We start from the raw sequence: 25821 nt of genomic DNA on the forward strand, positions 1-25821 counted from the left end.
GCTGACGGCTGCACGCCGCCATGCGGCGCCCGCTTTCCTTGATCCGCTTACCGGAGACTTGCCATGTCGCTCATCCACGCCGCCGCCGTCCTCGATGCCGACGCGCCCGACTACGTCGTCCAGTTGCAGGCCGGCACGCATGCGCTGACCGGTGACGAAGCGCCGCGCGAAGGCGGCCAGGATCGCGGGCCGGCGCCATACGAATTCGTGCTGGCCGGGCTCGCGCAATGCACGGCCGCGACGCTGCGCATGTACATGCAGCGCAAGACGTGGCCGGCCGCGCGCATCGCCGTGCGCACCGAGCTGCATGCCGATCGCGAAGGTGTGCAATACGTGCGCCGCGTCGTCACGCTCGACGGCCCGCTCGACGATGCGCAACGCCAGCGTCTCGCGGAAATCTGCGAGAAAACCCCGGTGACGCAGTTCATCAAGCGCGGCACGCGGATCGAAACGACGCTGAACTGACGCACGCGGCGGGCCGTCCGGTCTGCCGCCTGACAAACGAAACGGGCGGGGCGCGCATCCGTGCGCGCCCCGCCCGTTCATCGATCCCGCCCGGCGCTTACAGTCCGAGCGCGGACAGGTCCAGCTTGCCGTCCTTCATCGGCGGGCACCAGAAATACGCGCCCGTCAGCGGCCGCGTGAAGCGGAACAGGCCGTCGACGATCCCGTCTTCCGCGCCGCTCATCCGGCGCATCTGCACGTCGAACGCGCGGAACGAGCAGCCGAACGCGACGAAGTAGAGGCCCGCGCGACGCGCGTCCGACCACGGCGACGAACGGCGCAGCATGAACGCCTCGGGCTCGAAGCTTTCCTGCGCGGTGCGCTTCACATGCGCGAATTCGGGTGCGTCGTCGAGTTCCTCGTTGTCCGACCGGCGGCGCCCGATGATGTGGTCCATGTCGCCCGACGCAATGCGCTCCATCTGGTCGAAGTCGTGCAGCCACTGCTGCACCGCGACGAAGCTCGCGCCGTCGAGCCCCGCGCCCTGCCCCGTCACGATCGCCGCGGCCACCGCGTCGTCGCCTTCCGGGTTCTCGGTACCGTCCTCGTAGCCGGACAGGTCGCGATCGTTCGAATAGCGGAAGCCGTCGACGGCCTCCTGCAGCACGAACGCCGGCGCCAATGCGCGCTCGATCGCCCGCGCGCGCAGCACGATCTCGCCGCGATCGTCCGAGCGCAGCCAGACCCATACGTCGGCCGGCGTCATCGGCAGCGTGCGGTCGTTCACCGCGAACGCCGGGTAGTCGGTCAGGCCCGGCACCGGATGGCCGAGGTATGCAGCCAGCGCGTGCCCGAAACCGACGACCGTGTCGCGTCCGTCGACGATCTCGCGCAGCGCGGCCAGCGCCGCCGCGACATTGCCGTCGTTCGACATCGTGAAAGTGAGGTATCGCGCTGCCGTATCGATCGGAGCCAGGATGCCTTGCTGAACGTCGCTCATCGTTTCCTCGGGAATGGTTCGAAGTGAATCTGTACGGGCCGCCTCGTCGCGCGCCGCGGACGCGCAAGTGTAATCGATGCGCGCGCCGGCCCCGGTCTGCCAGCGCACAACGTCCGCGAAAAGGGGCCAAAACCCCGAATACTAACCGTATCGACGCTGCAACGCCGCATTCGTCAGACGTTGCAGCGTGCGCGACTGTCCTGATAGAATCCTTGCACGTCTTTTCGGCGTCCTTTCAATCGTTCACTTCAGGGAGGTGCAGATGTTCCGAATGCCAGCCACCTTCCCGAACGTGGTCCCACGGCGCAGCTGATCCAGCCCGCCGTCCGCGCCGGCTCCCGAGTTTTCCGCTGACCCGTCAGCCGCGCTTTTCCCGACAGCCCGTTTCGTTCCGCCCGCGTGTTTCGCGCGGCCCGGCTGTTGCGTTTTCGACGTTCTCCGAACCGGAAAGCCCCGTCGCGCGATGCGCCGGGCAACGATACATGACCAGAAAAACCTCCCATCTGGGCGGCCATGCATTCCAGGCCGTCTTCGGCTTCACCATTCGTTACTGGCGCAAGCAGCCGGCGCGCATCGCCGCGGTCGCGAGCCTCGCGCTGCTCGCCGCGCTCGCCGACGTCCTGACGCCGTTGTTCGCCGGCCGCCTCGTCGACGCGCTGTCGACCGGCCTGACCGACCGCGCCGCCGCGTGGCATTCGGCCCTCGCCGCGTTCGGCACGCTCGCCGCGCTCGGCATCGGCGCGACCGTGCTGCGCCAGGGCGTCTACCTGAACATCATCACGCTCACGCTGAAGATGATGAGCGAGATCGCCGCCGCGTCGTTCCACCGCGTGCAGCGCTTCTCGACCGACTGGCACGCGAACAGCTTCGCGGGCTCGACCGTGCGCAAGATCACCCGCGGGATCTGGGCGCTCGACCTGCTCAACGACACCGTGCTGATCGCGCTGCTGCCGTCGGTCACGATGCTGGTCGGCGCGACCGTGCTGCTTGGCACGCACTGGCCCGTGATGGGGCTCGTCGTCGGCGCCGGTTCGCTGCTGTACATCGCGGTGACGGTCGCGGTGTCGCTCGGCATCGTCGCGCCGGCCGCGCGGCTCGGCAACCTGTGGGATACGCGGATGGGCGGCGCGCTCGCCGACGCGGTGAGCTGCAACGCGGTCGTCAAGGCGTTCGGCGCGGAAACGCGCGAGGAAGCGCGGCTCGCGCGCGTGATCGGCAAGTGGCGGCAGCGCACGCGCCGCACGTGGGTGCGCGGCACGTTCAACGGCGGGCTGCAGGGTGCGATGCTCGTCGCGATGCAGGCCGCGATGATCGGCGTCGCGCTGCGGCTGTGGGTGAACAACGAAGCGAGCGTCGGCGACATTGCATTCGCGCTGACGATGTTCTTCATGCTGCAGGGCTATTTGCGCGACGTCGGCATGCACATCCGCAACCTGCAGCGCTCGGTAAACGACATGGAAGAACTCGTCGCGCTCGAACGCCAGCCGCTCGGCATCGACGATCGCCCCGGCGCGCCGGCGATCCGGATCGGCCAAGGCGAGATCCGCTTCGAGCACGTGACGTTCCGCTACGGCAACCATCCGGTGCCGCTGTACGACGATTTCTCGATGCGGATCGCGCCCGGCGAACGCGTGGGCCTCGTCGGCCATTCGGGGTCGGGCAAGACGACGTTCATCAAGCTGATCCAGCGCCTGTACGACGTGTCGGGCGGCCGCATCACGATCGACGGCCAGGACATCGCGCAGGTGCGGCAGGATTCGCTGCGCAGCCAGATCGCGATCGTCCAGCAGGAGCCCGTGCTGTTTCACCGCACGCTCGCGGAGAACATCGCGTATGCACGCCCCGATGCGAGCCGCGCGGACATCGAGCGCGCCGCGCGCCTGGCCAGTGCGCACGACTTCATCGTCGCGCTGCCGGACGGCTATGACACGCTGGTCGGCGAACGCGGGATCAAGCTGTCGGGCGGCGAACGCCAGCGCGTCGCGATCGCGCGTGCATTCCTCGCCGATGCGCCGATCCTGATCCTCGACGAAGCGACATCGAGCCTCGACAGCGAAAGCGAGCTGCTGATCCAGCAGGCGATGGAGCGGCTGATGGTCGGCCGCACGACGCTCGTCGTCGCGCACCGGCTGTCGACAGTGCGCTCGCTCGACCGGCTGCTGGTGCTCGATCGCGGCAAGGTGATCGAGGAAGGCAATCACGACGCGCTGATCCGCATCGACGGCGGCATCTACCGCCGGCTGTTCGAGCGGCAGGCGCTGGAGCTGGCGAAAGGGCTCGCCGATTCGCCGCGGCGCGTGGCCGGTCGCGATGCCGGGCCGTTGGGAGAGCCGGCGGAGGTTTGATGCAGGCAGGTCGTCACATGACCCGGCGACATGGCTTCAATCGCCGGGCCATGCCGGCGATCCGATTGGCGTGATCGACGCACGACGAGGAAATGATGTTTCAACCGGACGAAACCCGTATCGAATCGAATCGCCTTTCGCTCGCACCGTTTTCGGCGAACGACGCGGATGCGACGCTTGCATGCATTACGCCGTCGCTGACTCGCTATATGGGCTGGGACCCTCCGGCGAACAGGGAAAGTTTCGATCGCGTCTGGCAGACGTGGCTGCATGCACAAACCGACGGCACAGACTACGTGTTCGTGATTCGACAACGCGACGGTGGAACCTTCCTCGGCCTGGTGGGGATTCATCACGTCAAGCAGGCCATCCCGGAACTGGGCGTCTGGATCCGCGAAGATCGGCATCGCGAAGGGATCGGACGAGAGGCGGTCAGGCTCGTCGTGGAATGGGCGTGCGTGACGCTCAACGTCCGGCGCTTCAACTATCCCGTTGCCGAGGAGAACCATCCGAGCCGACGTATCGCCGAGTCTCTCGGCGGCACTGTAACGGGCCGTGGCGAGACCCCGAAATTCGTGTCGGTCGTTTATCAGATACCGGCACCGGTGACCTGCGAAAGCCCGGGCAGGCATAGGCGGCAAACTCGCGACGATCGACCTTGTTCGTAGTGATCCGGCCCATGGCGGGGACTTCCATGAAAGCGGCCTGCCGCCGTCAGACCGCCGCGGACACGCGCCCCTCCCGTGGATCACTTATCATGTCGGCCAAGCAATTCGCGACGAAAGGCAGACCATGTTTACAGGCATTGTTCAGGGTGTTGGCACCATCAACGCCATCAAGGATCACGGCGAGCTGAGGACGTTCAGCATCGCATTCCCCGAGCGGTTCACCGACGATATCGAGATCGGTGCGAGCGTGTCGGTCGACGGCGTGTGCCTGACGGTGACGACCATCCATTCGCCGGTGCTGATCGACTTCGACGTGATGCTGCCGAGCCTGCGGATCACCACGCTGGCCGACCTCACGACCGGCGCGCGCGTCAACGTCGAGCGGGCCGCGAAGGACGGCGCGGAGATCGGCGGGCATCCGCTGTCCGGTCACGTCGATTTCACGGGGACCATCGTGCACATCGCATCGTCCGAGCACAACCGGATGATCCGCATCGGCGTGCCGGCCGAGTTCAAGCGCTATGTGTTCGCGAAGGGCTACATCGCGATCAACGGCTGCAGCCTCACCGTGTCGGACGTCAATCGCGACGAAGGCTGGTTCGAGGTCTGGCTGATTCCCGAAACGCGCCGCGCGACCACGTTCGATGCGAAGGGCGTCAACGACAAGGTCAACATCGAGATCGAACGCAGCACCCAGGTCGTCGTGGATACGATCCGGGAATCGGTCAAGGAGACGCTCGGCGAATTGAACGGCGTCGTCACCGCGCTGCTGGCGGAAAAAGGCATCGATATCGAGGAATTGCTGGCGCGCAACGTCGCGCGGCTGCCGAAGCAGTAACGGCGAATTTCCATCGTGCTAGGTGATCCGCTGGATCACCGAGAACCGGGCGCCGTCGGAAAACACCTCGATCCACGGCTCCGACTCCTCGAATGTCCAGAGGACGAGATCGAGGTCCGTCAGTTCATGCCAGTCGTCGTCGGGCCACGGCATGTTCCATCCGCCCGTGACGGCCACCACCCCGCCCGTGTAAAGCGGGCATTGCGCCATCCATTCGCGCGCGTAGTCGTGCGCGGCCGCGCCCTTGAAGTTGTCGTTGAATCCCCAGTCGCGCTGCCAGCCGTGTGCGTCGAGGTACGCGTCGATCGCGGCCGAGCCGAAGCGGAACACCGCATCGACGGGCGGAAGCGACGTTGCACCGGATCGGCACAGCGGGTGATCCGAGCGGACAGGTTGCGTGGAAGTCTCCACGCGGCCGCCCGTACCGCTTTCGTCGAGATACACGTTCAGCCAGGCGCCGTCGCGCTCCACAGAGATGCACGACGCGCCGGCGTCGATCCCATGCCAGTAGCCGGTGACGGGTTCGCCGCCGGCCGCGAAGCGGTACGCGTGGCACGGCCTGGCGAGGCGCTTCGCTTCGGTCAGAAAGTCTTCCAGTGTCATTGAGCGTCCGTCAGTCGATTCTTGTACTTCGGATATCGCACGGGGCCGCCGCGCTCGAACGACTTCGCACCACGGCTGCCACCCTGCGTCACTCCGCCTCCACCTGCGCGCCCTTCCCTACCGCCACACGCTGTGCGCGATAAATCCCAGCGTGTCCCGAAAACAGATACGCGACGACACAGGCGACGATCGCATACACGCCGATATCCGCGCCGAACAGTTCGATCGCCATGATCGTCGACGCGATCGGCGTGTTCGCCGCGCCCGCGAACACCGCGACGAAGCCGAGCCCCGCGAGCACGGGCGCCGGCAGCGCCAGCACCTGGCCGAGCGCATTGCCGAGCGTCGCGCCGATGTAGAACAGCGGCGTCACCTCGCCGCCCTTGAACCCCGACGCGAGCGTGACGACGGTGAACGCGAACTTGCCCGCGAAATCGTAAAGCGGCAGCGGGCCGTGGAACGCGGCCTCGATCGTCGGGATGCCGAGGCCGAGATACTGCGGCACGTTCAACACGGTCGCGGCCACGGCGACCATCAGGCCGCCGAGCACGGGCTGCAGCGGCGCATAGCGGATCACGCGGCGAAACCACGCGGTCAGTGCATGCGTCGCAAACGCGAACAGCCGCCCGACCACGCCGAACGCGATGCCCGCGACGACCGTCACGGCCAGCCCGGTCGCCGATACGGCCGGCACGAACGGAATCGCATAGGCCGTGTGATGGACGCCCCACGCGCGGCACACGACGTCCGCGACGATCGCCGACGCGACGCAGGTCAGCAGCGCGTCGTACCGCACGCGCCCGATCGCGAGCACCTCGAGCCCGAATACCGCGCCCGCGAGCGGCGTGCCGAACACCGACGCGAAGCCGGCCGCGATGCCGCCCATCAGCAGCACGCGGCGATGTTCGCGATCGAGACGGAACACGTGCGTGACGCGATCGGCGAGCGCGCCGCCCATCTGCACGGCCGTGCCCTCGCGACCGGCCGAGCCGCCGAACAGGTGCGTGACGACGGTCGCGACCAGCACGAGCGGCGCCATCCGCTTCGGCACGAGCGCCTTCGGGTCGTGAATCTCGTCGATCAGCAGGTTGTTGCCGCGCGCGACCGACTGGCCGAATCGATGGTAGACCCAGCCGGTGGCAAAACCGGCGGCCGGCAGCCCCCACAGCAGCCAGGGATGCGCGACGCGCGTACCGGTCGCCCAGTCGAGCGCGATCAGGAACAGCGCGGAAGCCGTGCCGGCCAGCGCGCCGAGCAGGGCTGAAAGCGCGAGCCAGCGGCACACATAGCGCACGGTCGCGAACAGATCGGCAGAAGTCGTGAAAAACATGATTTCCAGATTCGACGGAACATCAAAACCTGGGCGGCAGAATACCGCGTGGACGGCCTGCGACCTCCTGACGACCCAGGAACACGCAGGCATCATCAGCCGGGCAAACCGGCGGTTGAGGGCCGCACCGCGCGCTACGCGCCGGCAACGACCGCAGGGAGGCATGCCATCTCCGCAGGCCGCCATTGTACGCGACGCCGCGCCACGCACGCAATGCAGGCGCCGCGCCGCCACGCAGCGACGGTGCGTGCCCGGCGCGCGGTCAGTCGCGCGGCGCGAGCGCGATCCGCGCGATCAACTGGGGCGCAATCTGTTCGAGCGGCAGGATCGCCGACGCCGCGCCGATCGCCGCCGCCGCCTTCGGCATTCCGTACACGGCGCTGGTCGCTTCGTCCTGCGCGATCGTGTAGCAGCCCTTCGCCCGCATCGCCTTCAGGCCGAGCGCGCCGTCGCGCCCCATGCCGGTCAGCAGCACGCCGAGCGCCTCGCTCTGCCAGCCGTCCGCGACGCTGTTGAAGAACACGTCGATCGACGGCCGGTACGGCGTTTCGGCCGGATGCCGCGTATAGCCGAGCACGCCGCGGGGCGACAGCGTCAGATGGTCGTTGGTCGCCGCGAGCAGCACCGCGCCGGCCTCGGGCACGCTGCCCTGCCGTGCGACGCGCACCGGCAGCCGCGTATAGCCGTCGAGCCATTCGGCCATGCCGTACGCGAATGCCTGGTCGACGTGCTGGACGATCACGATCGCGGCCGGGAAATCGGCCGGCAACGCGCGCAGCAGCGCGGTGAGCGCGGTCGGCCCGCCCGCCGACGCACCGATCGCGACGAGCGTCGGCTGTCCGCGCGTGGGCGCCGGCCCCGGCGGCACGAGCGCCACGGAGCGGCTTTCGAGCAGCCGGCCGATCTGGTCGATCTTCGCGAGCAGCGCCTGCGGCGATGCGTCGGTCGACAGCCCGAGCGCGAGCGTCGGCGTGTCGACCGCATCGAGCGCGCCGGCGCCCATCGCCTCGTACACCGACGACGTGTTCGCGCTGACGCTCGCCGTCACGATCAGGATCGCGCACGGCGCGCGCGCCATGATCCGGCGCGTCGCGGCGACGCCGTCGACTTTCGGCATCACGAGATCCATCAGCACGACGTCGGGCGGATGCGCGACGCAGAAATCCACCGCCTCGTCGCCATCGGTCGCGACCCACAGCACGCGATGGTCCGCACGCAGCGCGATCACGCGGCGCAGCGCCTCCACGGCCAGCGGCAGGTCGTTGACGATGCCGATGTTCATCCGCGCGCATCTCCGATCAGGTCGTGCACGGCATCGAGCAGCGCCTCGTCGTGGAAGCTGCTCTTCGCGAGGTAGTAATCGGCGCCGGCATCGAGCCCGCGCCGGCGATCCTCGTCGCGATCCTTGTACGACACGATCATCACCGGCACGCGCTTGAGCATCGGGTCGCTCTTGATCAGCGTGACGAGTTCGATGCCGTCCATGCGCGGCATGTCGACGTCGGTCACGACGAGATCGAACGCATCGCTGCGCACCGCGTTCCACCCTTCCATCCCGTCGACCGCGACCGTCACGTCGTAGCCGCGCTTTTCCAGCAGCTTGCGTTCGAGCTCGCGCACCGTCAGCGAATCGTCGACGACGAGCACGCGACGGCGCCGGTCGGCGAGCGCGAGTTGCGGATCGCGCGTGAGCCGCGCGAGCTGGCCGCCGCGCACGAGCTTGTCGACCGAGCGGATCAGGTCCTCGACGTCGACGATCAGCACCGGGTCGCCGTTCTCGAGCAGCGCGCCGGCCGCGATGTTCTGGATCTTGTGCAGGCGGCTGTCGAGCGGCTGCACGACGAGCATCCGCTCGCCGAGGAAGCGGTCGACCGCGACGCCGTACAGCTCGGGTTCGCCGCCGACGACCACGACCGCCGTGCTGGCGCGCGCCACGTCGGGCTCGCCCGCGTCGAGCAGCTGGTGCGCGGCGACGAGGCCCGCGCGCCGGCCGTCGAACGGAAAATGCGGCTGCCCTTCGAGCACGTCGATGTCGTCGTGCGCGAGTTCGAGCGTGCGGCGCACGTGCGCGAGCGGGAACGCATACGGCTCGCCGCCGACCTCGACGAGCAGGCTGCGGATCACCGACAGCGTGAGCGGCAACTGCAGCACGAAGCGCATGCCGGCGCCCGGCTCGTTGAAGATCCGCACCGCGCCGCGCACGCCGCGCACCATCTCCTGCACCGCGTCGAGGCCGACGCCGCGCCCCGACACGTCGGTCACCGCGTCGCGCATCGAGAAGCCCGGCAGCAGCAGGAATTCGAGCAGTTCGGGATCGGACAGCCGCGCGGCCGTCTCGTCGTCGGTCAGGCGCTGGCGCACGACGGCCGCGCGCAGCGCGTCCATGTCGACGCCCGGCCCGTCGTCGATCACGCTGACGAGCAGCGAGCCGGCGCTGTGACGCGCCTCGAGCGTGACGCTCGCCTCGGCCGGCTTGCCGCGCGCGTGGCGCGCGTCGGGCGAATCGACGCCGTGGTCGATCGCGTTGCGCAGCAGATGGCCGAGCGGCGCGTCGAGCAGGTCGAGGATGTCGCGATCGACCTGCGTGCCTTCGCCGACGATCGAGAAACGCACCTGCTTGCCGAGCGAGCGCGCGAGATCGCGCACGATGCGCGGATACGCGCGGGTCGCGTCGCCGAACGGGCGCATCCGGCACTGCAGCGCCTCGTCGTACAGCTGCTCGGCGATATGCGTGCTGCGCCGCTCGAAGCGGTCGAATTCGTCCATGCGCTCGGCGAGCGAGCGCTGCAGGTCGTTGAGCATGTGCCGCACTTCGTTCATCGACGCGAGCATGCCGGCGTCGAGATCGTCGGCGAACTGCTCGTACATCAGGTCGAGCGAACGGGCCGCGTCGCGCTGCGCACGCTTCACGCGCAGCATCGATTCGGCGAACGGCTTCAGCCAGCGCGATTCGACCAGCGATTCGCCGGACAGGCTCAGCAGCCGGTTCAGCGTATCGGCGCGCACGCGGCGCATCGCGCCGGCACCCGCCACGCGGCCGGCCTGGGCCGGATCGGGCACCGTGCCCGACACGGCGAGCGGCGGCACCGCGGCACTCGCGCCGACCGGCTCGTTGGCGGCGCCGTCGTGATCGCGATACGGCACGACCGACGGCGGTATCGGCGGCGGCACGGCGGCCGGCGCCTGCATCGTCTGCGCGCCGTCGGCGCCCGTCAGCGCCGCCGCGAACACGTCGATCTCGGTCTGCGATACGGGCGGCCCTTGCGGATCGCCGACGCGCACCAGCAGGTCGACGCCGGCCAGCAGCACGTCGACGTGCGTGGCCGTCAGCGCGATCGTGCCGGCCTGCGCGGCGACGAAGCATTCTTCCATCCGCCCGGCGATGTCGACGCCGAGCGGCACGCCGACGATCCGCGCGGCGCCCTTCAGCGAATGCGCGGCGCGCATGCATGCTTCCAGCGCGACGGAATCGGGCTCGCCCGATTCGAGCGCGAGCAGCCGCTCCGACAGCGCCTGGGTCTGCGTGCGCGTCTCCTCGCGATACAGCTCGAGCAGCGACAGGTGGCTCAGGTCGTCATCGCCGCTCATCGCATGCTCCGTGTCACGGCGTCGAACAGACGATCGTCGTCGAGCAGCCCCACCGACTTGCCGCGCCACGCCAGCACGCCGCGCGACAGGCCGGCGCTCGCGCGCCCGACCGTCGCGGGCACCGGCACCCAGTCGGACGCGCCGAAGCGCAGCACGCCCTCGACTTCGTCGACCGGAAACACGACCGGTTCGCCCTGATGCGCGGCCACCAGCAGCCGCGTGAACCGGCCGTCGTCGCTGCCGCTGCCCGCCTTGCCGGCATCGAGGCCGAGCAGCGCGCCGATCGAGATCGCGATGCGCAGCGTGCCGCGGATGTTGACCACGCCGCGCACGGCCGAATTGCGGCGATGCGGCAAGGAATGGATCGGGCGCGTGCCGGCGATCTCGCGCAGCACGCCGATCGGCAGCGCGAGCCATTCGTCGGCCACCCGGAACGCGAGCGCCGCATGGCGCGTATCGCCGTCGTCGTCGCCCGCTTGCGCGGTGCCGAACGCGCTCATCCGGCGCGTGACGTCGGTCATCTCGGCCACGTCGAGCGGACGCTCGAGCAGCTTCGCCGCGTGCGACGCGTAGACCGGGCAGTTCAGGCAGCGCAGGCAGTCGTTCAGCCGCTCGCACGAGCGGTCGCCGCGCGTGCCGATCCGGTTCCAGCAATCGTCGACGTCGAGCGTCGCGTCGTCAGTGGCAGCGGCGTCGCGGTTCATGAATTCCTCTGGTCATCGCGGTGTCGATCCCGTTTCCGTCATCGTGTCAGCCGGCCGAACGCCGGGCGCGTTCGAGCAGCCATTGCGCGCCCGCACGATCGCCGCCGACGTCGAGCAGCGTCGCGAGATGCGTCAGCGCCTCGTGATGCGTGGGGCGCAGGTACAGCGCCTTGCGGTAGAAGTCGCCGGCTTCCGCGGCGCGCCCGCGCGCATCCGCGATCAGTCCGTTCAGATAAAACGCATCGGCATGCGGGCCGACGCGCGCCGAGAACTGCGCGAGCACACGCTCGGCCTCGTCGAACGCGCCCGCGTTCGCCAGCGCCTGCGCATCCTCCAGCGTCGGAGCATCGTCGAGCGCCGCCGCGATGCCGTCGTTGGCCGGGGCGGCCGTCCCGGCGGTTGCCAGCGCGAGGTCGGCCCGGGCGTCGATCGCGGCCGCCGGCACGACCGGCGGCGGCACCGCCGCGAACGGCTGACGCACGTCGCCGAGCCAGGCGGGCGGCGCGACGGCCACCACCGGGCGCGGCGCGGCGAGCGGTGCGATCGTGAAGCGCTCCGCGCCCCGATACGGCGCCGCCGCGGACAGCGGCGCGACCGGTCGCGCCGCGCCAGCCTCGGCCGCCGCGCCGGCCGGCTCGCGATGAAACGCGAACGCGAGCGGCACCCGCGCCGAGCGCATTCCGTGCCGCATCGCGACACCCGTCTCCGCCGGCCCGACGAACAGCACGCCGTCGTCGGCAAGACGCTCGTCGAGCGAGCGGATCACGCGATCCTGCGCGTCGCGGTCGAAATAGATCAGCACGTTGCGACAGAACACGAAGTCGTAGCGAATGCCGGTATCGGCCAGCGGTTCGACGAGGTTCGCGTGACTGAACTGCACGCACGCCCGCACGCGCTCGTCGAGCAGCCAGCCGTCGCGGGTCGGCGTGAAGTAGCGCGTACGAAACTCCGTCGCCGTCCCGCGGAACGCATTGCGCCCGTAACAGCCGAGCCGCGCCTGCTCGATCGCGCGCGGGCTGAGGTCGATCGCGTCGATCGCGAAGCTGGCCGGTTCGAGCCCCGCATCCAGCAGCGCCATCGCCGCCGAATACGGCTCCTCGCCCGTCGAGCACGGCGCGCTCAGCACGCGGATCACGCGGCCAGGCATCGCGGCGAGCCGTTCGGCGGCCAGCCGCGCAAGCGTCGCGAACGCCTCGCGGTCGCGAAAGAACCACGTTTCCGGGACGACGAACAGCTCGATCAGCGCGCGCCGTTCGTCGGCCGACGCGTTGAGCTGCTGCCAGTACGCGTCGAGCGCTTCCGGCGTCACGGGCGGCCGCGCGGCCGACGGCACGCGCTCGCCGTCCGCCTGCCACGCATGGATGCGATCGGTCAGCGCGCGCATCAGGAAATCGTTGCCGAGCGAATCGGGGTCGATGCCGGTCTCGCGCAGCAACCAGCCGCGAAATCGCGATTCGGACACGTTCATGCGGACTCCTCCCCGTGGCCCGGCAGGCCGTCGAACAGAGACAGGCGTGCGACGTCGTCGATCAGGTCGGACACCGACACCTGCTGCACGACGCCGTCGGGCGTGTTCGCGACCCGCCCGAGCCAGCGCGTGCGCGCGGTCGCGATGCCGCTCACGCGGAACGCCGCGCGGTCAATCCGCATCGTCTGCGTCGCGCGCTCGACGATCAGGCCGATCGTGCGTTCGCCGTCGGCGTGGCCGGCGTGACTCGCGCGACAGCGGACCATCACGAGCCGCGTCGAGCGCAGCGCCTGCGCGCGCCGCCCGAGCGCCAGCATCGGCAGGTCGATCACCGGCACCGGCTGCCCGCCGCGCATCAGCAGCCCGGCGATCCAGCCCGGCGCGCCGGGCACCGCCTTCATGACGGCGAGCGGCAGCACCTCGTCGATGCCGGCCGCGTCGAGCGCATAGCGCTCGCCGTCGAGCTCGAACATCAGGAACAGCGCGTGGGCGCCGTTCTGCGGATCGGCGCGCGTCACGCGTCGACCTTGAAGCGCGACACGCTGGTGCGCAGCTGGTTCGCGACGAGCGTCAGGTCGTCGATCGCCTGCGACGACTGGCGCAGCGATTCGGCCGTCTGCTGCGCGGCCTCCGACAGTTGCGACAGCGCCTGCGTGATCTGCTCGGCGCCGTTCGCCTGCGTCTGCATCCCTTCGTTGACCATCTGGAAGCGCGGCGCGAGCGTCTGCACCTCGGCGATGATCTGCGACAGCTGCCCGCCGACCTGCTGCACGTCGAGCATCCCGCGGCGCACTTCCTCGGAGAACTTGTCCATCCCCATCACGCCCGCCGACACGGCCGACTGGATTTCCTTGACCGTCTGCTCGATGTCGTAGGTCGCGACGGCCGTCTGGTCGGCCAGGCGGCGGATCTCGGTCGCGACGACCGCGAAGCCGCGGCCGTACTCGCCGGCCTTCTCGGCCTCGATCGCCGCGTTCAGCGACAGCAGGTTGGTCTGGTCGGCCACCTTGGTGATGGTCGCGACCACCTGGTTGATGTTCAGCGCCTTCTCGTTGAGGATCGCGAGCTTCGCGTTCACCGAGCCGGCCGCATCCATCACGCTGCGCATCGTCTCGCCCATCCGCGTGAGTCCGCTCTGGCTCACGCCCGCGAGCGTCGCCGACTGCTCGGCCACGCCGGCCACCTCGTTCATCGTGCGCAGCAGGTCGCGCGACGTCGCGAAGATCTCGCGCGAGGTCGCGCCGATCTCGGTCGTCGTCGCCGCGGTCTCGTTCGCGGTCGCCTGCTGCTCGCGCGACGTCGCGGCGATCTCGGCCACCGACGTCGTCACCTGCAGCGACGACTGCTGCGCGCGCGAGACCAGCTCGGTCAGCTCGTCGGCCATCCGGTTGAAGCCCGTCTCGAGCGTGCCGAATTCCTCGCGACGGCGCAGATCGAGGCGACGCGTCAGGTTGCCGGTACGCATCACGTCGTGCACCTCGACGAGCCGCGCCATCGGCACGGTGACCGAACGGTACAGCACGTACCCGAGCCCGAGCGCGGACAGCAGCACGAACGCCAGCGCGGTCGCGAGCACGATCTCGGTGTCCTGCACCGATTCGCGGATCAGCTTCGCGGATTGCTCGGCGAACTTGCGGTTCTCCTGCACCAGCACGTTCGCGTTGCGCACGACCTCGGTCCACGCGGGCAGCACTTTCGCGTACGCGGCGACCGCTTCCTCGTGCGACACGCGGCCCTTCTGCACCGCTTCGTTCAGCAGCGGCGCGTAATGATCGTAGGCGCCGCGGAACGCCACGAAGCGCTGCCGGTCGTCGTCGCGGAACGTCGTGTTCTGGTAGTCCACCGACAGCGACTCGATGTCCTTCAGCACGTCGGGGATCTTCGCGAGATCGCGCTGCACGGTTTCGGGTTCGGTATCGACGAAGGTCGCCTGCTGCAGCAGCGTGAACGATTCGTTGACCGAGCCGCGCAGCGTCGACGCGAGGTAGACGCCGGGCAGCGAGTCGCGCTCGATGCTGATGGCTTCGGCGTTGATCGCGCGCAGTCGCTCGTACGACACGCCGGCGGTCACCAGCATCAGCACGAACAGCACGCCGAAGCTGAGCAGGATGCGATTGCCGAGCGTCAGCCGGCCAGCGCCGATGGTCGGATGCAGGCTTTCATTGGTCGCGCGGGGCGTCACGGTGGCCATGTTCGTTATGGGCTTTCTAAATTCAGCGTTGAAAAAATCCGCGTCCGCATGCGCGCCGGGTGGCGCGCCACGAGCGCATCGGGGTCTCGCGAGCGGCGCGGCGCCGGCAGGCCGCGCCGCGAAATCACCGCTCCGCTTGCGCCGGCAGCCGAAGCGCGACCATGAAGCCGCGCGCCGTATTGCGCATCAGGATCTGGCCGCGATGCCGCGCCGCCGTCGCGCGGACGAACGCGAGCCCGAGGCCGAAGCCGCCGCGCGCCGCGCCGTGCGCGGATTCGAGCTGCACGAACGACTCGGTCGCGGCCGTGCGCTGTTCCGGCGCGATGCCCGCGCCGGCGTCCTCGACGCCGATCAGCCAGGCGCCGTCCTCGCCGCCCAGCGTGCAATGTACGTCCATCCCGGCCGGCCCGTATTTCAGCCCGTTGTCGACCAGGTTCGCGACCGCGCGCGTCAGCATCATGCGGTCGCCCATCGTCACGCACTCGGTATCGGGCACGTGCGCGATCACCCGGCAGCCGAGCCCGGCCGCCTTCTCCCACAGCTGGTCGACGGCGTCGAGCACGATTTCGTTGAGACTCACGACCTCGTGCGCGCGGCGCTCCGACTGCGCGCGGGTCAGATGGATGAAACCGTCGGCGAGCGCGAGCGCGCGCCGCGCATGGCCGGCGATGCGCTCCATGATCGCCGGCATGTCGCCGTGTTCGGTCCGGTAGACGTCGAGCAGCGCGAGGATCGACGTCTGCGGCGAACGCATGTCGTGCGACAGGAAATCGAGCGCCTCGTCGCGCTGCCGCGACATCAGGTAAGAATTCGAGTGATAGCGGATGCGCGCGGTCAGCTCCATCGCGTCGGGGAGCTTCACCAGATAGTCGTTCGCGCCGGCGATGAACGCCTCGCGCTTGACGATCGGCTCCTCCTTCGCGGACAGCACGATGATCGGCACGCGGGCGGTGCCGGCGTCGGCGCGCCACGCACGCACGAGATCGAGGCCGTCGATCTCCGGCATCACGAGATCCTGCAGGATGACCGTCGGCTTCACGTCGCGCGCGACCGCCATCGCCCGGTGTGCGTCGGTGCACACGTGCAGGTCGATGTCGTGCTCGCTGCGCAACGCGCGGCGGATCACCTCGCCGACGAACGGCTGGTCGTCGACCAGGAGGACCGATAACCCCGATTCGAGGTAATCCGAGGCATTATCACTGCTCGATTCTTTCATAAATACAGTTTCAAACGCCGAATCTCCAATCGATTCTTTCATAGGAGTTGTTTATCCGACTTGGACGCTATCTTATATTGGCAGTTGAAAAACCCGCCTGATTCCGCCGATTTGGCCTGTCGGCACTGCCTTGCGGGGCTTTGGACGCCGCTTGTTCCCCCGTCGACGACCGCATTACCTCCGCATTCTTTCTCTCAATAAACATAACCGGCTGATTCTAAATGAAATTAGAACACAGCATCTATCTCCTTCCGGTTTAGTTTTGCCAAATATGCAGAAAGAGACGGAAACAGTTAAATCAGATCATTTCCGGATTCGAGAGACGATAACGTTTGCGAGACCGGCGCCATGAGGTTTGCATGCGCTGCAAGGCTCGGGGTCGGTCATATCGAGGGCCGGATTCAGATACTCCGAATCGGCAGGCGGGAGGGGAAAATCGCGCGACGGGGGTGGCTCGCCCCGCGCGCGGGTCAGGGCCGGCACGGCGCCGGCCCGTGCGATTCGCGAGCCGGGCGCCCTAGCCGCGCGCGTGCTGCGCGGATACTTCCTGCAGATCCAGGTCGCGTTCGAGCGCGTGCAGCATCTCGTCGTGGATGCGCCCCGACCGGTGCAGGCGCAACAGTTCGGCACGCCCGGCCCGGATCGCGGCCAGCACCACGTCGTAGTGCGCCATGCGCACTTCCGCCGGATACGCGGGCTCGTTCTTCGAGCGTTCGGTCAGCTCGGCGCGATACGTGTATTGCTCGAGCAGGCGCGGATGGATCACGACGCCGTTCTCGTCGCGCACGAGCGGCTGGATCGCCGCGAGCTGCGCGGCCTCGACGTACGCCCACGTCTGCGGCTCGGTCAGATGGTGCGCGGCCCGCTCGTCGCGCTGCGGCAGGCGCAGCAGCCGAATCAGCGGCCCGATCGTCGTGCCCTGCAGCAGCACGGTGACAAGGATCACCGCGAACGACGCGACCAGGATCACGTCGCGGCCGGGCAGCGCCTCGGGCAGCGACAGCGCGATCGCCAGCGTCACCACGCCGCGCATGCCGGCCCAGCTCATGATCGTCGCGGCCTTCCAGTCGGGCGCCTCGCCGCGCCGTACGACGCCGCGCACCGGCCACTTCAGCGCCTCGACCGCGTAGATCCACACGAAGCGCGACACGATCACCGCCGCCAGCACCGCGAGCACCGGCGGCACCATCGTGCCCAGCACCTGTTCGAAACCGCCGAGCCGATGGATCGCACCGCGCAGCGACAGCCCGATCAACACGAACACCATCGCCTCGAGCAGGAACACGATGACCTGCCAGAATGCCGTGCCACGCGTGCGCACGGCCGCCGAGAACACCTCGTGCTGATGCCAGCCGACGATCATGCCGGTCGTGACGGTCGCGATCACGCCCGACACCTCGACCATTTCGCCCGCGATGTAAGAAATCCAGCCGGCGATCACCGCGACGGTGATCACGAGATAGTCGTCGTCGAGCAGCTTCAGGAACCACACGACGAGCTTGCCGACCACGAAGCCGACCACCACGCCGCCGAGCCCGAGCTCCGCAAAGCGCACGACCGCGTGCTCGAGGCTGAACGCGCCGGTGAGCGCGGCCGCGACCGCGAAGCGGAACAGCACGAGGCCGGCCGCGTCGTTCAGCAGGCTCTCGCCTTCGAGCAGCACCATCAGCCGGCGCGGCAGCGCGACGCGTTCGAGCACGGCTTTCGCCGCGACCGCATCGGGCGGCGACACGATCGCGCCGAGCGCGAAACACGCGGCCCACGGCAGTGCCGGCACCACCCAGTGCACGGCGAAGCCGACCGCGAACGTCGTGAACACGACCGCGCCGATCGCCAGCATCAGGATGCCGCCGACGTTGCGCTTGAACTCTTCCCACACGGAGAAGTACGCGCCGTCCATCAGCAGCGGCGGCAGGAACACCAGCAGCACCAGTTCGGGATCGAGGTTGATCGGCGGCAGGCCGGGAATGAACGCGATGCCGATGCCGCCGATCAGCAGCGCGGCCGCGGGCGGCAGCCGCAGCCGCTTGGCGATGCATTCGAGCGCGACGATCGCGAGGAATGACAACAGAACCAGCTTGAATGCCGAGACGGGGGACATGAATCGACCTCGTGAAGAATGAATTCGCGCGTTCCGGCGTCGTACCCCGGTCGGCAGTTTCGCGCGATTACATCACGAGGCGAGGCCCGCAGTCGAGCCTGTTTCAGGCGGCCCGCGGCGCGGCACATGCGCGGCACATGCGCGGCGCCGTGCCGCTCCACGCGCCGCCATGCAAAACGGCACGCAGGCCGGCCCGATCGCCCGCCCGCGTGCCGTCGCGGCGCCGCGCTGCCTGCCGCGCGTTACCGGCGCCGCACCACCATCAGCCGCGGCTCGGTCATGTCCTCGATCGCGTAGCGGATCCCTTCCCGGCCGAGGCCCGAATCCTTCACGCCGCCGTACGGCATGTTGTCGACGCGGAACGACGGCACGTCGTTGATCACGACGCCGCCGACCTCCAGTTCGTCCCATGCGCGGTGCGCATGCGCGAGCGAATCGGTGAACACACCGGCCTGCAGCCCGAAGTCGCTGTCGTTCACGCGCGCGAGCGCGTCGTCGAAGCGATCGAACTTCTCGAGGATCGCGACCGGGCCGAACGCCTCCTTGCGGTACAGGTCCTGCTCGCGCCCGACGTTCTCCAGCAGCGTCGCCTCGAACATCGCGCCGTCGACCTTGCCGCCCGCGACGATCTTCGCGCCTGCCGCGACGGCCGCATCCATCCAGCCCGACAGCCGGCGCGACTCGGATTCCGAGATCATCGGGCCGACGAACGTCGACGGATCCTTCGGATCGCCCATCTTCAGCGAACGCGTCTTCGCGATCAGCTTCTCGCGCAGCGCGTCGTAAAGATCGGCATGCACGAGGATCCGCTGCACGCCGATGCAGCTCTGGCCCGACTGGTAGTACGCGCCGAACGCGAGCCGCTCGACCACGTAGTCGAGCCGCTCGCGCTGGTCGGCATCGACGATCGCGGCCGCGTTGCCGCCGAGCTCCAGCACGACTTTCTTCTTGCCGGCCTTCTCCTTCAGCGCCCAGCCGACGGCCGGCGAGCCGGTGAACGACAGCAGCTTGAAGCGCTCGTCGGTCGTGAACAGGTCGGCGCCGTCGCGATGCGCGGGCAGCACCGAGAACGCGCCCTTCGGCAGGTCGGTCTCCGCGAGCACCTCGCCGATGATCAGCGCGCCGATCGGCGTGCGGCTCGCCGGCTTCAGCACGAACGGACAGCCGGCCGCGAGCGCGGGCGCGACCTTGTGCGCGGCGAGGTTCAGCGGGAAGTTGAACGGCGAGATGAACGAGCACGGGCCGACCGGCACGCGCTTCGTGTAGCCCGTATAGCCCTGCGCACGCGCGGAGATCTCGAGGTTGACGATCTCGCCGTCGATGCGCACCGATTCCTCGGACGCGACGCGGAACGTGTCGATCAGCCGCGTGACTTCGCCCTTCGAATCGTTGATCGGCTTGCCGGCCTCGATGCACAACGCCTCGGCCAGCTCGTCGAACCGTTCGCGAAAGCGCGCGACGCAATGATCGAGCACGGCCTGCCGCCGGTAGGCCGGCATCTCGCGCATCGGCTTCGTGGCGTCGACGGCGGCGGCGATCGCCGCATCGATCGCCTTCGCGTCGGCCAGCGCGACGCGCGTGGCGACCTTGCCGCTGAACTTGTCGGTCACCTCCAGATCGGTGTTCGCGTAGACGGCTTCGTTGGCGAGGTAGTACGGATAGGTTTCCTTCAACATGGAACGACTCCTTCCTGTGAACGGGTATTCAGAGTTGCGCCGACAGGCGCTTGATCTCGCGGTTCAGCACGCGCTCGTTGTCCGAGTAGTCGATCGGCACGTCGATCACGTGCACGCCCGGCGACGAGAAGCACTCGCGCAGCAGCGGCTCGAGATCGTCGGCCGATTCGACGCGATGCCCGTGCGCGCCGTAGCTTTGCGCGTACGACACGAAATCGGGGTTCTGCAGCGTCATCGCGAAATCGGGGAAATTCATGTTCTCCTGCTTCCAGCGGATCATCCCGAACGCGTCGTCGCGCAGGATCATCACGACGATGTCGAGCTTCAGCCGCACCGCCGTTTCGAGCTCCTGAGAATTCATCATGAAGCCACCGTCGCCGCACACGGCGATCACCTTGCGCTGCGGATGCACGATCTTGGTCGCGATCGCCGACGGCAGGCCCGCGCCCATCGACGCGAGCGCGTTGTCGAGCAGCAGCGAGTTCGGCTCGTGCGCACGCCAGTAGCGTGCGAACCAGATCTTGTACATCCCGTTGTCGAGACAGACGATGCCGTCCACCGGCAACGCGTTGTACAGGTCGTTGACGATCCGCACCGGGTACATCGGGAACCGCGGATCGTGCTGGCCCTTTTCCAGGTGCGCGTCGAAATGCGCCTTGATCATCTTGAAGCGCTCGAAATCCCAGTGCGATTGCGGCGTCAACGCCTCCTTCATCTGCCACACCGCGTTCGCGATGTCGCCGACCACCTCGATCTGCGGGAAATAGACGGGGTCGACCTGCGCGCCGAGGAAGTTCACGTGGATCACGGTCTTGTCGTCGGTGCGCATGAAGAACGGCGGCTTCTCGATCACGTCGTGGCCGACGTTGATGATGCAATCCGCGTGCTCGATCGCGCGATGCACGAAATCGCCGTCGGACAGCGTCGCGTTGCCGAGCCACAGCGGGTGCGTCTCGTCGATCACGCCCTTGCCCATCTGCGTCGTGAAGAACGGAATGCCCGTCTTGTCGACGAATTCGAGCAGCATCTTGCAGGTGGTCTTGCGGTTGCCGCCCGCGCCGATCATCAAGAGCGGATGGCGCGCGGCCTGGATCGCGTCGACCGCATGCGCGACCGCCTTCTCCTCGGCCACCGGCCGCCGGCTGTAGCTGCGCGGGATCGGCTTGCCGTCGCCCTCCTCGTGCGCGATGTCTTCGGGCAGTTCGAGGTGCGCGGCGCCCGGGCGCTCCTCCTCCGCACGGCGGAACGCCTCGCGCACGGCCGACGGGATGTTGCCGATCGACACGATCTGCCGCGTGAACTTCGTGAGCGGCTGCATCATGTCGACCACGTCGACGATCTGGAAGTGGCCCTGCTTGCTGGACTTGATCGGCTTCTGCCCGGTGATCATCAGCATCGGCATCCCGCCGAGCTGCGCATACGCGGCGGCCGTCACGAAGTTCGTCGCGCCCGGCCCGAGCGTCGCGAGACACACGCCGGTGCGGCCCGTGAGACGGCCGTAGGTGGCGGCCATGAACCCGGCCGCCTGCTCGTGCCGGGTCAGCACGAGCTTGATCTTCGATCGCCGCAGCGATTCGAGCAGATCGAGGTTTTCTTCTCCTGGAATGCCGAACACGTACTCGACGCCTTCGGCTTCCAGCGCCTTCACGAACAGATCCGATGCTTTCATGGGGACTCTCGGTTATGCCGCCTGCCCGGCCTACGGACACGCGGCGTTCATGACGCGCGCCGGCCTACGGCACGCGGACGCCTTACCTACTGGACACTGACCACGGCACTGCCCGCCGCGCACGACGCGATGCGTGATGCGCGGCGACGCCCCCGAACACCGGAGGACGGACGGACCCGCCCGCACGCGGCAAGCACGCGCAGGCGGCAAAGACGTTTTTGATTGTAGACGGATTCGCGCAACTCCGGCTTCGACCGGATGGCCGGCTCCGGCAGCGGAAAGATCGGCCTGACGGCCAGTCGACACCCGGTGACGCGACCGGCGGGCTGTCATGGCAACGATGTTCCATTCAACAGACATGTGAACCATGGTTTACACATTGCAATGCATGCCCTACAGTCCTCCTGCATTCAGCATCCGGACCACCGACGTCTTCGACGCCTGGTTTGCCGGCCTGCCCGATCGCCGCATCCAGGCGCGCATCGACCGCCTGTCGATGGGCAATCCGGGCGACTGGAAATCCGCCGGCTCCCCCGTCGTCGAAATGCGTATCGACCACGGCCCCGGCTATCGCGTCTATGACGTGAGGCGCGGAACGATATGGGTCATCCTGCTGTGCGGCGGCGATCAATCGACGCAACAGGCCGACATCCGCGCCGCGCACGCAATGCTCGCGCACCTCGACATGGAGTGATCGATGGACAAGATCAAGACGCGGCCGTGGGATTCGGCCGAACACCTGAAAACCGAAGACGACATGGCCGACTACTTCGACGCATGCCTGCAGGAGGCCGGCGACGATCCGGCCTTCATCGCGCATGCACTCGGCGTGATCGCCCGCGCACGCGGCATGTCGCAGGTCGCGCGCGATGCGGGCCTGTCGCGCGAAGGGCTGTACAAGGCGCTGTCGCACGACGGCAATCCGAGCTTCGGCACGATCCTGAAAGTCATCAAGGCGCTTGGCCTGCAATTGCACGGCGCCAAGGCTGCCGCGTGATCCGGCGGCGCACGGCATCGCGCCACGTGCGCAACGTCCGTGCCCGTGTCAGTGCAGCCACCCGGCCGCCCAGCGCGGCACCAGCGACACGAGATACAAGCCGAGCCCGATCAGCCCGCCGACCAGCGTGCCGTTGATGCGGATGTACTGCAGATCCTTGCCGATGTTCAGCTCGATCTGGCGCGACATCTCGCGCGCGTCCCAGTTGCGCACCGTGTCGCGAATGTGACGCATCAGGAAATCGGCGAAATCGGGCGCCATCTCGTGCACGGCCCGCTCCACATGTTCGTTGAGCGACGCGCGCAGCGCCGGGCTCTCGGCGAGCCGCGCGCCGAGCCAGCCGCCGAGCGTCGCGGCCTGCCGGTGCAGCGCCGAATCGGGGCGCGCGAGATCGGCCTTCAGCCACGCACGCAACTGGTCCCACAAGTCGCGCACGTACTCGTTGAACGCGTCGCCGTCGCGAATATAGCGCTTGATCTCGTCGCCCTTCGCGAGGAACGCGGGGTCGTGCTTCAGCCGCTCGGTCAGCCGCACGACCGTCCGGTCGAAGCGTTGCCGCAACTCGTGCTCGGGGTCGGCCGCGACGCCTTCGAGCACGCGGCTCACCGCGCTGGCGAGCATCCGCGCGCCGTTCTCGCCGAACCATTGCGTCGGCATGATCTTCTCGACCTTCGGGTATTGCGTCTTCAGCCATTCGACGATGAAGCCCGCGATCACCTCGCGGTTCTCTTCCTTGTCGAGCACGTCGACCACCTGTTCGATCGCGTCGTCGAGCAGCGCCTGGTGGCGGCCGTCCTTCGTCAGCGTATCGAGGATCGCGCCGGCCGATTGCGACAGGTCGACCCGGTCGATCACCGCGCGGAACGCATCGTGGACGAACGACTGGATCCGCGCGTCGTCGGTCATGTCGAGCGCGAAGCTCATCAGCTTCGTCACGTAGCCGCCGAGCGCGTCGGTGTTCGCCGGCTCGCCGAGCCATGCGCCGAGCTTCTGCGCGGGATCGTGCTGGCGGATCTGCGCGGCGAGCGCGTCGGGGCCGAGGAATTTCTCGCGCACGAACACCGCGAGGTTGTCGGCGATCTTGTCCTTGTTCTTCGGGATGATCTCGGTGTGGCGCGACACGAACGGGATCGGCACGCGGCGGAACAGCGCGACGACCGCGAACCAGTCGGCGAGCGCGCCGACCATCGCGGCTTCCGCGACGGCCTTGAAACCGTCGACCCACGGGCCGCGCGGCAGCACGATGGTGGTGACGAACACCGCGACGGCCGCGAGCAGCAGCCACAGCGCACGGCGCTTGCTTCGTTTCAGTTCGAGGGCTTTGTCTGGCGTCATGGAGGACGAGCGGATCGGCGATGCCGCTAATATCCCCGATTTCGCCGCAGCCGACAAACCCGCGGCCCGCGCGGGCACGCACCGCGCATACGCACCGCGCGCACCGCTGCTACATGAACGTCTTCAGGTTGACGGCCGGATCGGCCAGCTTCACCGGATCGGGCACCGCCCCTGCCGCGATCAGCCGGCGCGACGCGCCGATGTCGCGTCCGAGGTTCGCCGCGGCCACCGCGACGATCCTGCCGTCGTCGCCGAGCGCGAACACCGTGAACGGCCCGCTCGCCGGCTCGCCGCGCACGACGATCGTGCGCTCGCTGCCGAACAGCCCGAGCATCTGCAGGTTGCAGTCGTACTGATCCGACCACAGCCACGGCAGCTCGGCATAGGTCTCGTCGGCACCGAGCAGGTTCGCGGCCGCGACGGCCGGCTGGTTTTCGGCCACCTGCCACGATTCGATCCGCACATGCCGCCCGAGCAGCGGGTTGAAGTGCATCGTCACCTCGCCCGCCGCGAAGATCGCGGCATCGGCCGTGCGGCAGCCCGCGTCGACGCGTATCCCGTTGTCGACGTCGAGCCCGGCCGCCTGCGCCAGCTCGATGTTGGGCACCACGCCGATGCCGACCACGACGACGTCGGCCGGCACGTCGCCCTGATCGGTCTCGACGACCGCGCCGCCGCCCGGCGCGCGCCGGATCGCGCGCGGCAGCGTCGCCATCCGGAACAGCACGCCGCGCGCATCGTGCAATTGCCGCGCATACGCGCCGACGACTTCCGGCAGCGCGCGCTGCAGCAACCGCGGCGCCGGATCGATCACCGTCACGTCGCAGCCGAGCTGACGCGCGGCCGCCGCGACCTCGAGACCGATGAAGCCGCCGCCGAGCACCGCCACGCGGCGCCCGGGCGCCAGTTGCGCCCGCAACGCACGCGCATCGTCGACCGTGCGCACGTAATGCACCGCGACACCGTCGTCGATCGCCCCGCCGAACGTGCGCACACGCGAACCCGTCGCGAGCACGAGCTTGCCGTACGGCAACGTCGCCCCGTCGTCGAGCCGCACGCGCTGCACATCGCGCTCGATCGCGTCGACGCGGGTGCCGAGCCGCAACGCGATGCGCTGCGTGTCGTACCACGCGGCATCACGGATGAACGCGCGCTGTTCGCCGCCGTCCGTCAGCAGCGCATCCTTCGACAGCGCCGGCCGGTCATACGGCAGCTCGCGCTCCGCGCCGATCATCACGATGCGCGCCGCCGCATCGCGTGCGCGCAGCGCTTCGGCCGTACGCCGCGCCGCATGGCCGGCGCCGACGATCACGAACGGATCAGCCGACATTGACTTCCACCTGCCCGTCGACGATCCGGATCGGATAGGTCTGCACCGGCTCGGTGATCGGCGCGCATTTCGGCGCGCCGGTGCGAATGTCGATCAGCCCCTGATGCAGCGGGCACTCGACGCAGCCGTCCTCCACATAGCCTTCGGACAGCCGCGCATGGCCGTGCGTGCAGAGGTCATGCATCGCGAACAGTTCGTCGCCGATCCGGAACACCGCGATCGGCTTCTGGCCGGCGACGCGCGCCGCCGGTTCGTCTTCGGAGAATTCGTCGAAAGCGCCCAGCGGATGCCACTGGGCGAGCGTTGCTTCAGTCATGT

The 25821-nt window shown here is 68.5% G+C and carries 22 protein-coding genes and 1 riboswitch; of the genes, 6 read left to right on the forward strand and 16 right to left on the reverse strand.

Annotated features, from left to right (window positions below; translation table 11 throughout):
* Window positions 1-63 precede the first annotated feature (63 nt).
* Complete coding sequence (locus DFS13_RS31995; RefSeq protein ID WP_006487795.1) at window positions 64-465, forward strand: OsmC family protein; 402 nt, start codon at window positions 64-66, stop codon at window positions 463-465.
* 97 nt (window positions 466-562) lie between these two features.
* On the opposite strand, the gene DFS13_RS32000 is transcribed toward DFS13_RS31995, so the two are convergent.
* Window positions 563-1444 (reverse strand): Dyp-type peroxidase, encoded by an 882-nt coding sequence (locus DFS13_RS32000; protein WP_012493176.1) that lies wholly within the window; start codon window positions 1442-1444, stop codon window positions 563-565.
* A gap of 482 nt (window positions 1445-1926) precedes the next feature.
* Here DFS13_RS32000 and DFS13_RS32010 point away from each other — a divergent pair, with 482 nt between their 5' ends.
* From DFS13_RS32010 to DFS13_RS32020, 3 genes are all read left to right on the forward strand, one after another.
* Window positions 1927-3789 (forward strand): ABC transporter ATP-binding protein, encoded by a 1863-nt coding sequence (locus DFS13_RS32010; protein WP_060212620.1) that lies wholly within the window; start codon window positions 1927-1929, stop codon window positions 3787-3789.
* Between the two features lie 95 nt (window positions 3790-3884).
* Window positions 3885-4457, forward strand: a complete 573-nt coding sequence (locus DFS13_RS32015) for a GNAT family N-acetyltransferase (RefSeq protein WP_006487806.1) — start codon at window positions 3885-3887, stop codon at window positions 4455-4457.
* A 124-nt stretch (window positions 4458-4581) separates the two neighbouring features.
* Complete coding sequence (locus tag DFS13_RS32020; RefSeq protein WP_006497322.1) at window positions 4582-5295, forward strand: riboflavin synthase; 714 nt, start codon at window positions 4582-4584, stop codon at window positions 5293-5295.
* A gap of 18 nt (window positions 5296-5313) precedes the next feature.
* Here DFS13_RS32020 and DFS13_RS32025 read toward each other — a convergent pair whose 3' ends face one another.
* The 12 genes from DFS13_RS32025 to DFS13_RS32085 all read right to left on the reverse strand — a co-directional run bounded on the left by DFS13_RS32025 (window position 5314) and on the right by DFS13_RS32085 (window position 21841).
* Window positions 5314-5898: a hypothetical protein gene (locus DFS13_RS32025; RefSeq protein ID WP_060212623.1), complete on the reverse strand. Its 585-nt coding sequence runs from the start codon at window positions 5896-5898 to the stop codon at window positions 5314-5316.
* A gap of 88 nt (window positions 5899-5986) precedes the next feature.
* Entirely contained in the window at window positions 5987-7228 is a 1242-nt protein-coding gene (locus DFS13_RS32030) for a voltage-gated chloride channel family protein (RefSeq protein WP_006487801.1), read from the reverse strand.
* 79 nt (window positions 7229-7307) lie between these two features.
* Window positions 7308-7411: riboswitch (Fluoride riboswitch) on the reverse strand.
* A 79-nt stretch (window positions 7412-7490) separates the two neighbouring features.
* Window positions 7491-8510, reverse strand: coding sequence for a chemotaxis response regulator protein-glutamate methylesterase (locus tag DFS13_RS32035; RefSeq protein WP_006497325.1), 1020 nt, complete (start codon window positions 8508-8510; stop codon window positions 7491-7493).
* Window positions 8507-10816: a hybrid sensor histidine kinase/response regulator gene (locus DFS13_RS32040; RefSeq protein WP_006497326.1), complete on the reverse strand. Its 2310-nt coding sequence runs from the start codon at window positions 10814-10816 to the stop codon at window positions 8507-8509. The genes DFS13_RS32035 and DFS13_RS32040 overlap by 4 nt, the downstream gene beginning before the upstream one ends.
* Window positions 10813-11520 carry a chemotaxis protein CheW gene (locus DFS13_RS32045; RefSeq protein WP_006487850.1) on the reverse strand — a complete coding sequence of 236 codons (708 nt, stop codon included), beginning with the start codon at window positions 11518-11520 and terminating at the stop codon, window positions 10813-10815. The genes DFS13_RS32040 and DFS13_RS32045 overlap by 4 nt, the downstream gene beginning before the upstream one ends.
* Before the next feature lie 46 nt (window positions 11521-11566).
* Window positions 11567-12988 (reverse strand): protein-glutamate O-methyltransferase CheR, encoded by a 1422-nt coding sequence (locus DFS13_RS32050; RefSeq protein WP_012493174.1) that lies wholly within the window; start codon window positions 12986-12988, stop codon window positions 11567-11569.
* Window positions 12985-13506, reverse strand: a complete 522-nt coding sequence (locus DFS13_RS32055; RefSeq protein ID WP_060212625.1) for a chemotaxis protein CheW — start codon at window positions 13504-13506, stop codon at window positions 12985-12987. The genes DFS13_RS32050 and DFS13_RS32055 overlap by 4 nt, the downstream gene beginning before the upstream one ends.
* On the reverse strand, window positions 13503-15179 hold the full coding sequence (locus tag DFS13_RS32060; protein WP_111442593.1) for a methyl-accepting chemotaxis protein: 1677 nt from the start codon (window positions 15177-15179) through the stop codon (window positions 13503-13505). Before DFS13_RS32060 ends, DFS13_RS32055 begins: the two co-directional genes overlap by 4 nt.
* A 124-nt stretch (window positions 15180-15303) precedes the next feature.
* On the reverse strand, window positions 15304-16437 hold the full coding sequence (locus tag DFS13_RS32070; RefSeq protein ID WP_006490975.1) for a hybrid sensor histidine kinase/response regulator: 1134 nt from the start codon (window positions 16435-16437) through the stop codon (window positions 15304-15306).
* 475 nt (window positions 16438-16912) lie between these two features.
* Entirely contained in the window at window positions 16913-18496 is a 1584-nt protein-coding gene (locus DFS13_RS32075; RefSeq protein ID WP_006490983.1) for a Na+/H+ antiporter, read from the reverse strand.
* A 242-nt stretch (window positions 18497-18738) separates the two neighbouring features.
* A complete protein-coding gene (locus tag DFS13_RS32080) occupies window positions 18739-20172 on the reverse strand; it encodes an aldehyde dehydrogenase family protein (protein WP_060212627.1) in 1434 nt (477 codons plus the stop codon).
* Window positions 20173-20200: 28 nt separating this feature from the next.
* Window positions 20201-21841 carry an acetolactate synthase large subunit gene (locus DFS13_RS32085; protein WP_006490980.1) on the reverse strand — a complete coding sequence of 547 codons (1641 nt, stop codon included), beginning with the start codon at window positions 21839-21841 and terminating at the stop codon, window positions 20201-20203.
* A gap of 388 nt (window positions 21842-22229) precedes the next feature.
* On the opposite strand from DFS13_RS32085, the gene DFS13_RS32090 reads away from it, so the two are divergent.
* A complete protein-coding gene (locus DFS13_RS32090; protein ID WP_060212629.1) occupies window positions 22230-22535 on the forward strand; it encodes a type II toxin-antitoxin system RelE/ParE family toxin in 306 nt (101 codons plus the stop codon).
* Between the two features lie 3 nt (window positions 22536-22538).
* Window positions 22539-22838 (forward strand): addiction module antidote protein, encoded by a 300-nt coding sequence (locus tag DFS13_RS32095; RefSeq protein WP_006490972.1) that lies wholly within the window; start codon window positions 22539-22541, stop codon window positions 22836-22838.
* Window positions 22839-22886: 48 nt separating this feature from the next.
* Here the strand turns inward: DFS13_RS32095 and DFS13_RS32100 are convergent, their stop codons facing one another.
* The 3 genes from DFS13_RS32100 to andAb form a co-directional block, all read right to left on the reverse strand.
* Window positions 22887-24173, reverse strand: a complete 1287-nt coding sequence (locus DFS13_RS32100; protein ID WP_006490986.1) for a DUF445 domain-containing protein — start codon at window positions 24171-24173, stop codon at window positions 22887-22889.
* Between the two features lie 109 nt (window positions 24174-24282).
* The gene (gene andAa / locus DFS13_RS32105; protein ID WP_060212632.1) at window positions 24283-25503 is read right to left on the reverse strand and encodes an anthranilate 1,2-dioxygenase system ferredoxin--NAD(+) reductase; all 1221 of its coding nucleotides are present in this window, start codon (window positions 25501-25503) and stop codon (window positions 24283-24285) included.
* The gene (andAb, locus tag DFS13_RS32110) at window positions 25493-25819 is read right to left on the reverse strand and encodes an anthranilate 1,2-dioxygenase ferredoxin subunit AndAb (protein WP_006496019.1); all 327 of its coding nucleotides are present in this window, start codon (window positions 25817-25819) and stop codon (window positions 25493-25495) included. Before andAb ends, andAa begins: the two co-directional genes overlap by 11 nt.
* Between the last annotated feature and the right edge of the window lie 2 nt (window positions 25820-25821).

The organism is Burkholderia sp. 28_3 (assembly GCF_003253915.1).
Lineage (GTDB): Bacteria > Pseudomonadota > Gammaproteobacteria > Burkholderiales > Burkholderiaceae > Burkholderia > Burkholderia cenocepacia.